Origin of the sequence: Hymenobacter sp. B1770 (assembly GCF_049896385.1) — a bacterium.
Lineage (GTDB): Bacteria > Bacteroidota > Bacteroidia > Cytophagales > Hymenobacteraceae > Hymenobacter.
Map to the genome: position 1 here is coordinate 711013 of NZ_JAFCUF010000001.1, position 12271 is coordinate 723283.

Consider the following 12271-nt stretch of genomic DNA (forward strand, 5'->3'; position numbering starts at 1 on the left):
AGTACCCGCGTTAGGGCTTCGGTGCCCCATCCATTTTTAGCTTTATGCCCTTATTTTTTCGCTTTCGACCCGCGCTGCTAACGCTTTGCGCGGTTTTGGCGTTCCCATTGAGTACCCTGGCCCAGGGCGAATCAGACCAAAACCCTAAATACTCCCGCCCCAATTACCGCCGCGGAGGCGTTGGCTGGGAAAAGACCCTGCCGCCCGACAGTTCGCGCATCCGGTATTCGGTGTTTTTAATTGGCGACGTCGGCAAGCCCATTGATGCGGCCAAAGGCGGCGAGCCGTCGCTGAATTTTATGCGCAAGCAGATTATGGCAGCGGGGGCCAAGAGCACCACTATTTACTTGGGCGACAATATTTACGAGTACGGCATGCCCGAGGAGGGCGCCTATGACCGCAAGGAGTCGGAGCGCCGCCTGCGCGACCAGATTGACGTGTTGCGCGGCTACCAGGGCGAGAAGTACATGATTCCGGGCAACCACGACTGGAAGCAGGGCCTGAAAGGGGGCCTGGAGCAGGTGATACGTGAGCAGCGCTACGCCGAAACCTACATGGCCAGCGACTCGGCCGCTTTTTCCTACACCGGCGACTTCATCACGCCGGCCAACGGTTGCCCCGGCCCCTACGAAATCCGGCTGCAGGACGACTTGGTGCTCATTACCATCAACTCGCAGTGGTTTCTGACCCAACAGAACGAGCGGCCCTACGGCTCGGACGGAGGCTGCGGAGTCGACGATGAAACCGATTTCATGGCCCAGCTCGAAGACATCATCGCCCGCAACAAAGACAAGAATATCATGGTGGTGGGGCACCACCCCTTGTTCAGCGACGGCGTGCACGGTGGCTATTTTACGCTGGCCGACCATATTTTTCCACTCAGCATTGTGCGGAAGTACGCATTTTTGCCGCTGCCCATCATCGGCTCCATCTACCCGTTTGCCCGCAAGTACGGCGGCATCAGCCAGGACATTGCCCACCCTTCCTACCAGGCTTATAAGGAAGGGCTGATGAACATCTTCAACAAATACCCGAACATAATCTACGCTGCCGGCCACGAGCACAACCTGCAGTACTTTAAGGAGGGCGACACGCACTGTATTGTGAGCGGCTCGGGCTGCAAAACCCAGCACGTTAAGCCCGGCAAAGACGGCGGGGCCATTTTCTCGGACAAGGAGAAGGGATTTGCCCGCGTGAACTACTACGACGACGGGCAGGTCTGGACCGAATACTTCGTGCCTGAAGGCAACGGGGACAAGGCCCGCGTGGTGTTCCGGACCCCGCTCTATGCCAAAACCACGACCGACGTGGCCACCACCCCGGCGCCCCCCGTAACTCCCGAGGACAAACAAAAGAAAAAAGACGACCAGGACGTAGTGGTGCAGCCCTTGCCCCTGGCTCGGCCCGATTTCCGCGACAGCACCGTGACGGTGGCCATAAACCCGGCCTACAACCAGCACGGCCGCGTGCACAATTGGCTGCTGGGCAAGCACTACCGACAGGAGTGGGCCACGCCCGTAAAGCTGCCCGTGCTGGACCTGGCTACGGCCAAAGGCGGGTTGGTGCCTTACAAAACCGGCGGCGGCAAGCAAACGGCTTCGCTGAAGCTGCGCAACGAAGCCGGCCACAACTTCTCGCTACGCGGCATTGACAAAGACCCCGCCGCCGTGCTGCCCGAGAGCCTGCGCAACGGCTTGGCAAAAGACGTGCTGCAGGACCAGATTTCAGCGCAGCACCCTTATGGCTCGTTTGTGCTGCCGCCGCTAGGCACCGCCGCCGGCATTCTGCATACTAACCCCGAGCCCGTCTATATTCCGCAAGACCCCCTGCTGGGCCAGTACTACAGCACCTTTGCCAACCGGCCCGCGGCCCTGGAGGAAGACGCCAAAGACGACCAAAGCAACGTTGCCAGCCTGAGCTACGCCAAAAATTTGGTGGGCACCGAGCGCCTGCTCGAGCGCGTACTCGAAGACAACGACAACAAGATTGACGCGGTGGCCTTCGCCCGCACGCGCCTTTTCGATATGTGGGTGGGCGACTGGGACCGGCATGAAGACCAGTGGCGCTGGGCCGAGGTGAAGAGCAAGGACGGCGACCGCACGTTCACGGCCGTGCCCGAAGACCGCGACATCGTTTTCTTTAAGGGCGATGGCCTGCTGCCCTATCTCGTGAGCCGCAAGTTTGCGATTCGCAATTTCCAGAACTTTGGCTACGACTATGCCGACTACAAGGGCCTGAACCAAACCGCCCTTGCCAACGACCGCACTTTCCTGAGCGGCGTGACCCGCGAGCAGTGGGTGGCCCAAGCCACCTACATGAAGGAGCACCTGACCGATGAAATCATCGAGAAGGCGTTTCGGGAGCGTTGGTCCAAAGAGATTTACAACCTGCACGCCCCCGAAATCATTGCCAAGCTCAAAAGCCGCCGCGAACTGCTGCCCGACCTGGCCGCCAAGTATTCCAATCTGCTCTCGGAAATTGTGGAAGTGCGCGGCAGCCAGAAGAACGAGAGGTTTGTAGTGGAGCGCCTGCCCAACGGCAACAGCCGCGTGCAGGTGCGCAAAATCACGAAGGAGGGCAAGCTCAGCAAAACCCTCTTTGAACGCGAGTTAGAGTACGACGTTACCAGAGAGCTGCGCCTCTATGGCATCAGCGGTGCCGACGTATACGAGGTGAAGGGCCAGGCCAAAAAGGGCATTGAAATGCGCCTAATAGGCGGCACTGACCGCGACACGATTACGGACGTGAGCAACGTGGGCGGCTTCCGCCACAAAATTCAGGTGTACGATGGGGACACCGGCAACGTCATCAACGTGGGCAAGGATGCGCGCCTGCATCTGGAGCCGGGTGTCGACGTGAGCCGCTACGACCACCCCAAGCGCTTCGACCTCAAAGACTACCGCCTCAACTACACCGGTCCGGCCCTGTTCTTCGGCTTCAACATCGACGACGGTATTCTGCTGGGCGGCGGCATCACGCATCGCCGCTACGGCTTCCGCCGCGAGCCCTTTGCCTCGGAGCAAACCCTGGTGGCCAACTTCGCCCCGGCCCGCGAAGCGTATAACCTGCGCTACACGGGGCAGTTCACGCGGGTGTTTGGCAAGCACGACCTGCGCGTGGCGGCCCAGTACTATGGCCCGCAGCTGCTGTACAACTTCTTTGGCATCGGCAACAACACCCAAAACTTTGCCTCGCCCGATGCCAACCGCGACCGGGTAACGGTGCGCACCGTGAACTCGGCGTACCGCGTGCGTTTTGAGCGCCTCACCATTGCCCCCACGCTGGAGCGCAAGTTGTTCAGCTTCCTCACCATGGGCTATGGCCCGCAGTACGACCGGTTTGAGGTAGAGAAGGAGCCCATCGGCTCGGTTATCCGCGACAGCCTCACCAACGCCAACGATGAAGTCACTTACGAGAACCGCCGCTTTGGTATTCGGGCCTCCGATTTTCGGCCCAACCACTACCTCGGCGGCCTGCTGTACTTCAACCTCGACGCCAGCTCTTCGCCCAAAAACCCGCGCATCGGCATCCGTTGGTACAACGAGGCGCAATACAACTTTCAACTCAACGACGAGCGGCTGCGCTTTGGCCGCCTGACTTCGGAAATCCGAGCCTACCTCACGCCCAACTTCCCCGTTCACATCACGTACGCCGGCCGCCTGGGCGTGACCCGTAATATCGGCGACTACCGCTTCTACCAAGCCAATACCCTTGGCGGGACCACCAACCTGCGCGGCTACCGCCGCACGCGCTACGCTGGCCGCGGCAGCCTCTACGGTAACTTTGAGGCGCGCATCCAGCTGCTCTCGTTCAATGCCTACCTGTTTCCGGGTAAGTTGGGTGTGCTGGGCCTGGCCGATGCCGGCCGGGTGTATTCCGATAACGACGTGCGCACCGGCTTAGGCGCACTGCACACCGGTTTCGGTGGGGGCGTCTACGTCGACATACTCAAGCAGGCCGTTATCAATGTCACGTATTCAAAAGGGGAGGAGCGGCTACTCTTCCTTGGCTTCGACTTCCTCTTTTAGCGGATAAACCGCAGCGTACTTAGTAGGTATAACCAATGCGTCAGTCAATTCTTCGAAGTCAACTCCAGAGTTGACTTCGAAGAATTGACTGACGCTTTTTATTTTACACGCTACCAGTTAGTTCCTTGGGTATGTGCAAAATTTTGGCTTTCTGTTAAACACTGATTTCCGTTATAACCCAGCCGGTGTTAGTCAAATCGGGTTTTTTATCAGTGAATTCAATTTTGACAAACATTATTTCATTTTTTAAGCCAAAAACAACCATAACCTTAATTATATGGCAACGTTGAACCCGTTTATTGCTCTGAGTTGATACTCGGATTTCCGCCGCATTTCATTCGTTTTTCACCTTTTCCACACTCTATTTCCAAACTACTACATGAAGAAGGTATACCTCTCCGCGCTGGCCCTACTGGGCAGTGCTGCCTCTTTGTTTGCGCAGGACGCGCAAATGCGCAAAGCGCCCGACCAGTCTCCGGTGCAGCAGGCCACGCCAGGGCGCGCTTGTGCCACAATGGAAGTTTTTGAGAGCCAGCTGGCCGCCGACCCCGCCCGCGCCCAGCGCATGGAAGCCATTGAGGCCCAAACCCGGCGCTATTTGGCCCAGCCCACCATGCTGCAGCGCTCTACCACCGACGGCACCACTACCATTACCATTCCGGTGGTCGTGCACGTGGTGTATAACACCGCCGCCCAGAACGTGCCCCAGGCTCAGGTCGAAGACCAGATACGGGTGCTGAACGAGGACTTTGCCAAAATGAACAGCGACGTCAACAACGTGCCGTCGTTGTACGCCGGGGTAGCCTCGGCCACCAACGTGCGCTTTGTGCTCGCCACCCGCAACCCCTCCGGCGGCGTCACCAACGGCGTGGTGCGCGTGCAAACAAAAACCCGCTCCTTCAGCAGCAACGACTTCGTTAAGTACACCAATAAAGGCGGTAGCAATGCCTGGCCCCGCGATAAGTACCTGAACATTTGGCTCTGCAACCTGGGCCAGGGCTTGCTGGGCTACGCTCAGTTTCCCGGCGGGGCGGCTGCAACCGATGGCGTGGTGTGTCTGTACTCGTCGGTGCCCGGCGGCACGGCCAGCAACTACAACCTGGGCCGCACGGCCACCCACGAGGTGGGCCATTGGCTGAACCTGCGCCACATCTGGGGCGATGCCACTTGCGGCAACGACTTTGTGGCCGATACCCCCACCCAGCAAACCAGCAACGGCGGCTGCCCGACTTTTCCTAAGATTACCTGCAACAACCAGGGCGACATGAGCATGAACTACATGGACTATACCTACGACCAGTGCATGTACATGTTCACGGCCGGCCAGAGCAGCCGCATGGATGCCCTGTTCGCCGTGGGCGGCGCCCGTGAATTGCTGAAGTCTTCGGACGGGGCTAAGGCCCAGCGCCAAATGGCGGTGGTGCCCATGTCGCTCTACCCCAACCCGGCATCTGACGTCCTGAACCTGGAAATCAAGGGCAAGGCCAGAAGCAACTACGCCATCAGCGTATACGACTTGCGTGGGCAGCAAATGACCCAGGCCCGCTACGATGGCGACGGCCACGTGCAGGTAGCTTCCCTGCCTAAGGGTTTGTACTACATCCGCATAGCCAACGGCACGGAAGTAACCCACCAGCGCTTCGAAAAAGAATAGCCGCTGCTACAACACCTGGCTACTGCGTGCCAGTGCACAAAGCCTGCGCGCACGCCTTGGTTAAGAAAAGAGTCGTCTATGGGACGGCTCTTTTTTTGCCTTCAGCGAAGAACAAAAAAATGTCCTAGCCATTCTTCCTTTTCTGATAATATTTGAATTATTCTCATCTAGTCCCCGCGCCGGATGTGATATGTTCAATGTAAATGGCTTTTGACTGCGGTATATTCAAAATTCATATCAGGGCTATTCCTGAGTTTTTACTTTCCACCATTTCACATCATTTCAGTTTCTCATGAGATTTAACGTGTACAAATTGACGCTGGGCCTGCTGGGCCTGGCCTGCATTCCGGCCGCTACCCAGGCTCAGGATGCCAAATCAACCACCAATGAAGCAAGTGCTCCGGCACCGCTCAGCCGCCAGAACCTCGGCGGCATCACCGGGCTAACCGATACCCGGCCGGGGCGCACCTGCGCCAGCATGGAAGCCCTGGCCGCACAGCTCGCTGCCGACCCCGCCATGGCTCAGCGCCTGGCCAACATCGAGAAGCAAACCCGGCAATTTGCCGCGCAGCCCGCGGGCCCGCTGCAGCGTAGCACGGCCGTCACGCTTACCATTCCGGTGGTGGTGCACGTGCTGTACAACACCACGGCCCAGAACATCAGCGACGCCCAGATTCAATCTCAGATTGCGGTGCTCAACGAGGACTTCCAGAAGCTGAACGCCGACGTGACCAAGACGCCTTCGGCCTTCGCAGGCTCCGTAGCCGACGTGGGCATTGCCTTCACGCTGGCCAAGCGCGACCCTAGCGGCAACGCCACCACGGGCATTCAGCGCAAGTCGACCACCGTCACCAGCTGGGGCACCGACGATAAGATGAAAAGCACGACCACCGGCGGCCTCAACGCCTGGCCTGCCGGTAGCTACCTCAACCTATGGGTGTGCAACCTAAGCGGGGGCATCCTGGGCTATGCCCAGTTTCCGGGCGGCGCGGCTGCTACCGACGGCGTAGTTATCCGCACGTCGGCCTTTGGCCGCAACGGCTCAGCCACCGCGCCCTTCAACCTAGGCCGGACCGGCACGCACGAAGTAGGCCACTGGCTGAACCTGCGCCACATCTGGGGCGATGCTTCCTGCGGCACTGACTACGTAACCGATACGCCGACAGCCCAAACCAGCAACACCGGCTGCCCGGCTTACCCACACCGCACCTGCGGCAACACCACCAGCGGCGACATGTTCATGAACTATATGGACTACACCGACGACGCTTGCATGTACATGTTCTCGAACGGCCAAAGCAGCCGCATGAACGCCCTATTTGCCGACGGCGGCGCCCGCGCTTCGCTCAAAACCTCGACGGGCGGCACAGCCCCCAGCACTACCGTCTCGTACTGTGCCAGCAAAGGCAGCAGCGTGGCCTATGAGTGGATTGACCTGGTGCAGCTCGGCGGCATCAACCGCAGTTCGGGCGCCGACGGGGGCTACTACAATGGCACGGCGCTGAGCGCCAGCGTCACGGCCGGCTCGTCCTACACCATTTACTTCTCGGCTGGTTTTTCGGGCACGGCTTACACCGAGTACTTTAAAATCTACGCCGACTGGAATAAAAACGGCGTATTCACCGACGCTGGCGAGCTCATCGTGAACGCTGCTGGCAGCACCTCGGCGTCTACGCGCTCGGCTACGTTCACAGTGCCTTCCACTGCCAAAACCGGCAGCACCCGCCTGCGCGTGGTGATGAGCGACAACTCGGGTACTACCAGCTGCAACAGCTACAGCTACGGCGAAACCGAAGACTTCACCGTGAGCGTGAGCGGAGGCACCGCCCGCACCGACGGCAGCATCGCCGCCCGCACCAGCACCACCGGCGGCTTGGCCGACCAGTACACCCTGTTCCCAAATCCGGCCACCAACGTGCTGCGCATCGCCCGCCCGGCCAACGCCGACCCCGAGCAGCCCTTCGCGGTGAGCGTACACGACCTGCGCGGCAGCGAGGTGCGGGGCCTGTCTTTCGCAGATGGTCAGCTGAACGTGTCGGTACTGCGGTCCGGCATTTATATGCTTACCATCAGCGATGGTAGCTCGACCACGCATCAGCGCTTTGTAAAAGAATGAGCGGCCGTTACAAAGCCCGCTAAAAACAAAAAGCCCTGGCTATTAAGCCAGGGCTTTTTGTTTTTAGTACTGCCCTGAGCCAGAAAGCTGAGGGTGTATGCTGGAAACACCTCCCAGGGGCTAACATAACCTTTTCCTAATGCGTGGGGTAAGCAAAGCACCCCTAGCTTCGTCCCATGAAAACCCTCTATCTCCTTCGCCACGCCAAATCCAGCTGGAGCTTCGATGAGCTTAGCGACCAGGAACGTCCCCTCAATGACCGTGGCCGCGACGATGCCCCCGTTATGGGCCAAGCCTTGGCCAAACGCCGCATTTGCCCCGACTTGGTGGTGAGCTCGCCCGCCGTGCGGGCCATGAGCACGGCCGTGCTGGTAGCCCGCGAGATGAAGTACCCGCACGACAAAATCATAGTTGAGCCAGGCATTTACGGGGCCGACGTCGACGACCTGCTGGCCATCATCCACGGCCTGCCCGACACGGCTGGCTCGGTGCTGCTGGTAGGCCACAACCCCACCATTACCGAAACGGCCAGCGCCTTGTCGCCTTCGGTTATCAACGAAATGCCCACGGCTGCCGTGGTGTGCCTGCACTTTGCCTGCAGCCAGTGGGCGGAAGTGGACAAGGCCAACGCGGAGTTCTACTTCTTTGATTCGCCCAAAAACGTCGATTAGCCGGCCCGGCCCAAGGAAATAGGAATGTTGGGGTATACCCGGGAAGTAGCTTTACTTCTGGCAAAATCGTAAAGGAACCCGGCCGCCAGGCTTAAGTCCTCACGGCGCCATCATACTTCTGCTTCATGAGCTCACCTGCCCCTTTGAAAACCCTTTCCCGCGACCTAAGCTGGCTCCGTTTCAACGCCCGCGTGCTGCAAGAAACCCAGAGCCCCACCGTGCCACTGCTGGAGCGCTTAAAGTTTCTGGCCATTTTCAGCAGCAACCTCGACGAGTTTTTTAAAGTGCGGGTGGCCACCCTGCGGCGGCTGGTGAAGCTCAAGAAGAAAACCCGGGCCAAGCTCAACGAGCGGCCCAAGCGGGAGCTGCGCAAGGTGCTGGAGGAAGTATCCCGGCAGCAGGAAGAGTTCGGGGTCACGTTTCGGGAGCAGTTGCTGCCGGAGCTCCACCGCAATCACATTCACCTGCTGAACGAGGCAGAGCTGACGGATAAGCAGCGCGAGTGGACCAAGCAGTACTTCCAGCACAAGGTGCGCGACCTGCTCTCGCCCGTGGTGCTCGACGAAACCTTGCACCACCTCTTTCTCAAGGACCAAACGGTTTATCTCACCTTCTTCCTCAGCCAACCGCGCGACCCCAAAGCCAAGCTGGCCGACGAGCGGGTGCTGATAATGGAGCTGCCCACCAAGCGCCACGGCGGCCGTTTTGTGCGCCTGCCCGACGAAGGCGAAGAGCGCTACGTTTTATTTCTCGACGATGTCATCCGAGTAGGGGCAGCCGAGCTCTTTCCCGCTTACGAGCAGATAGCTGTCAACGCCATCAAGCTCTCGCGCGATGCCGAGCTGGATATTGAGGAGGAGGTGTCGGGCGACTTAATGGAAAAAATTCGGAGCAGCCTTGGCAAGCGCGCCACCGGCTTCCCCGCCCGCCTGCTCTTTGACCCCGAAATGCCTCAGGAAACGCTGCGGGCCATCAAGCAAAAAACCGGCATCACCGATGAAGAGCTGGTGGAGGGCAGCCGCTACCACAATTTCCGCGACTTCTTCGGCTTTCCGGAGTTCGACGAGCCCAGCTTTTACTACGCCGGCCGGCCGGCCCTTCCGCACCCCACGCTGCCGCGCACGGGCAGCCTGCTGGCCGCTATTGGGCAGCGCGACCACCTGCTGCACCCGCCCTACCAGTCCTTCGATTACGTAACGCGCCTGCTGCGCGAAGCTGCCACCGACCCGCGCGTGTCGGCCATCAGCATCACGCTCTACCGCGTAGCCAGCAAAAGCGCAGTGGTGAAGGCCCTACTAAAAGCCGCCAAGCACGGCAAGCAGGTGACGGCCATAGTGGAATTGAAAGCCCGGTTCGACGAAGAGTCCAACCTTTTTTGGTCGGATAAGCTGCAGCGGGCCGGCGCCAACGTCATTTTCACCCCTCCCGAGCTGAAGGTGCACAGCAAGCTGCTGCTCATAGCCCGCCGCGAAGACGATGAAAGCACGCGCCGCTACGGCTACTTCAGCACTGGCAACTTCAACGAAAGCACCAGCCAGCTCTACACCGACCACGGCCTTTTCACGGCCGATGAACGGCTTACCCGCGAAGCCGAGGGCGTATTCGATTACCTGCGTGACCAGCAAACCGTTCCCGAGCTGGAGCACCTACTGGTAGCCCCCTTTGGCCTGCGGCCCGGCCTCAACGCGCTGATAGACTTCGAAATCAAGCAGGCCCAAAAAGGTGAAGAAGCTTACATCATCCTCAAGGTGAATTCCGTGGAAGACCGCGGCATGATTGCCAAGCTCTACGAAGCCAGCGCGGCCGGTGTGCGCGTGGAGCTCATTGTGCGGGGCATTGGGTGCCTAGTGCCCGGGCAGGCGGGGTTCAGCGAAAACATCACCCAGCGCGGCCTCGTAGACCGCTTCCTGGAGCACAGCCGGGTCTACGTTTTTGCCCACGGCGGCGAAGAAAAAGTCTTCGTTTCGTCCGCCGACTGGATGACCCGCAACCTCGACCGGCGGGTAGAAGTGGCCTTCCCCATTCTCGACGAAGCCTTGCGCGCCGAGGTCCGCTTCCTGCTCGACCTGCAGCGGCACGACACTGTGAAGGCCCGTGATTTTGAAAACAACTATCTCGAGCCCGAAGACGGGAAGAAACCACTGCAAGCCCAGGAAGCTACTTACGCTTGGCTGAAAGGCCTGAGACGGCGGCAGCGGGAGGCCTCCACCAAGACCGAACCCGAGAAGAAGCAAAAAAGCTAGGCCCTATCATCACCAGGCCCGAGACCGTGGTGATGATAGGGCCTAAACTTCCGTGCCAATATCTACTATTCGAAGCTTATGCCACCGCCCCGCCGCAGCTTGAGCCACTGCCGGCAGTGCAGCCATAGCAGTGCTGGTTCACCACGATGTTCCGTCGGCTAAGGGCTTCAGCATCAAAATCCCGAATGTGCTTACCGGGGCTGGCCACGTACAAATCCAGCATCTGGTTGAAGTCACAGTCGTACAAACCGCCGTCCCAGCCTACCGAGACGGTGTTGCGGCACATCACGCCAGCGGCGGCTACTGGGTTGAAGGCATTCACCAGCTTTTCCATGTAGCCGGCATAGTTGCCCGACTCGATGAGGTAGTCGAGGAAGCGGCTGACCGGAATGTTGGTGATGGCGTAAAGCTCATTGAACACTATGCTGAAATCACGAGCTAGCGCCCGCTTGAACTGGTCTTGCAGGCCCTTCTGGGGGCCGGGCATGAAGGCACCGCTGGGATTATACACCAAGTTCAAAATCAGCCCGGAGCCCTCCTGGCCGTAGCCCACGGCGTTGAGCATCCGCAAGGCCTTGATGGAGTCATCAAACACGCCGTCGCCGCGCTGGCGGTCGGTTTTGTCGGCGCTGTACGACGGCAGCGAGCTGACTACTTCCACGCCGTGCAGCTTAAAGAACTCGGGCAGGTCGTGGTACTTCTTGTTGGCCACGATGATGGTGAGGTTGCAGCGCACCAGCACCTTGCGGCCCAGCTTGCTGATTTCCTCCACAAACCACCGGAAGTTGGGGTTCATCTCGGGCGCGCCGCCGGTCAGGTCCACGGTTTGGATATCACTCTTGGCCAGCGCGTCCAGGCACTGCTGCATGGTCTCGCGGGTCATGATTTCCTTGCGGTCGGGCCCGGCATCCACGTGGCAATGCTTGCACACCTGGTTGCACATTTTGCCCACGTTGATTTGCAAAATGGCAGGCGCTACCGACGGCAACGGGAACAGCCCGGCGCCGCGCAGCTTTTCGTGAAACCGCGGCAGGTGCAGCGTATCGGCTGCTTCGCGGCTGAGGACCGTGAGCTGAAAGGCTGAGTCGGCCAGTTGGTGACCAGACGCCTTTAGGGATTTGGTTGATTTCACGGGAATGAATAACGACTGAGGCCGCAGCCTAATCCGATTACATAGATAACTCTTTGACTTTATTCATCATCTGCACGCCGTGCACCAGCGTGGCCCCGCCCCGAATGGCAGCGGCTACGTGTACGGCTTCCATCATTTCCGGCTCGGTGCAGCCCTTTTCCAGGGTGTCCGAAGTGTAGGCATCAATGCAATAGGGGCACTGTACTGCGTGCGACACCGCCAGGGCGATAAGCGACTTTTCGCGCGCTGTGAGAGCACCTTCGGCGAATACTGCCCCGTAGTAGGAGAAAAACTTCTCGGCAAATTCGGGCTGGAACTCGGCGATTTTGCCAAATTTCTTGAGGTCGTCGGGGTTGTAATAAGTAGCCATTGGATGATTTATTAAAGACGTACGAAAATGAGGGAAGCTTCGGGTTTGGTAATCGGA

7 protein-coding genes are annotated in these 12271 nt (G+C 59.3%); 5 read left to right on the forward strand and 2 right to left on the reverse strand.

What is annotated here, in order from left to right:
• The first annotated feature begins 44 nt into the window (after positions 1 to 44).
• The 5 genes from ACP7AJ_RS02960 to ppk1 all read left to right on the forward strand — a co-directional run bounded on the left by ACP7AJ_RS02960 (position 45) and on the right by ppk1 (position 10712).
• Positions 45 to 4028: a metallophosphoesterase gene (locus ACP7AJ_RS02960; protein WP_426058687.1), complete on the forward strand. Its 3984-nt coding sequence runs from the start codon at positions 45 to 47 to the stop codon at positions 4026 to 4028.
• Between the two features lie 379 nt (positions 4029 to 4407).
• Positions 4408 to 5682, forward strand: a complete 1275-nt coding sequence (locus ACP7AJ_RS02965) for a M43 family zinc metalloprotease (protein WP_426058688.1) — start codon at positions 4408 to 4410, stop codon at positions 5680 to 5682.
• A 292-nt stretch (positions 5683 to 5974) separates the two neighbouring features.
• Positions 5975 to 7798: a GEVED domain-containing protein gene (locus ACP7AJ_RS02970; protein ID WP_426058689.1), complete on the forward strand. Its 1824-nt coding sequence runs from the start codon at positions 5975 to 5977 to the stop codon at positions 7796 to 7798.
• Between the two features lie 176 nt (positions 7799 to 7974).
• Positions 7975 to 8469 (forward strand): SixA phosphatase family protein, encoded by a 495-nt coding sequence (locus tag ACP7AJ_RS02975; protein WP_426058690.1) that lies wholly within the window; start codon positions 7975 to 7977, stop codon positions 8467 to 8469.
• Positions 8470 to 8612: 143 nt separating this feature from the next.
• Positions 8613 to 10712, forward strand: coding sequence for a polyphosphate kinase 1 (gene ppk1 / locus ACP7AJ_RS02980; protein WP_426058691.1), 2100 nt, complete (start codon positions 8613 to 8615; stop codon positions 10710 to 10712).
• 76 nt (positions 10713 to 10788) lie between these two features.
• On the opposite strand, the gene arsS is transcribed toward ppk1, so the two are convergent.
• Both arsS and ACP7AJ_RS02990 read right to left on the reverse strand, forming a co-directional pair.
• Positions 10789 to 11844: an arsenosugar biosynthesis radical SAM (seleno)protein ArsS gene (arsS, locus tag ACP7AJ_RS02985; protein WP_426058692.1), complete on the reverse strand. Its 1056-nt coding sequence runs from the start codon at positions 11842 to 11844 to the stop codon at positions 10789 to 10791.
• Between the two features lie 37 nt (positions 11845 to 11881).
• Positions 11882 to 12214: an arsenosugar biosynthesis-associated peroxidase-like protein gene (locus ACP7AJ_RS02990; protein ID WP_426058693.1), complete on the reverse strand. Its 333-nt coding sequence runs from the start codon at positions 12212 to 12214 to the stop codon at positions 11882 to 11884.
• Between the last annotated feature and the right edge of the window lie 57 nt (positions 12215 to 12271).

Excerpts from the sequence above, each read along its gene's own strand:
- ACP7AJ_RS02960 (WP_426058687.1), top strand. The coding sequence starts at position 45 with ATGCCCTTATTTTTTCGCTTTCGACCCGCGCTGCTAACGCTTTGCGCG.
- ACP7AJ_RS02965 (WP_426058688.1), top strand. The coding sequence starts at position 4,408 with ATGAAGAAGGTATACCTCTCCGCGCTGGCCCTACTGGGCAGTGCTGCC.
- ACP7AJ_RS02970 (WP_426058689.1), top strand. The coding sequence starts at position 5,975 with ATGAGATTTAACGTGTACAAATTGACGCTGGGCCTGCTGGGCCTGGCC.
- ACP7AJ_RS02975 (WP_426058690.1), top strand. The coding sequence starts at position 7,975 with ATGAAAACCCTCTATCTCCTTCGCCACGCCAAATCCAGCTGGAGCTTC.
- ACP7AJ_RS02990 (WP_426058693.1), bottom strand. The coding sequence starts at position 12,214 with ATGGCTACTTATTACAACCCCGACGACCTCAAGAAATTTGGCAAAATC.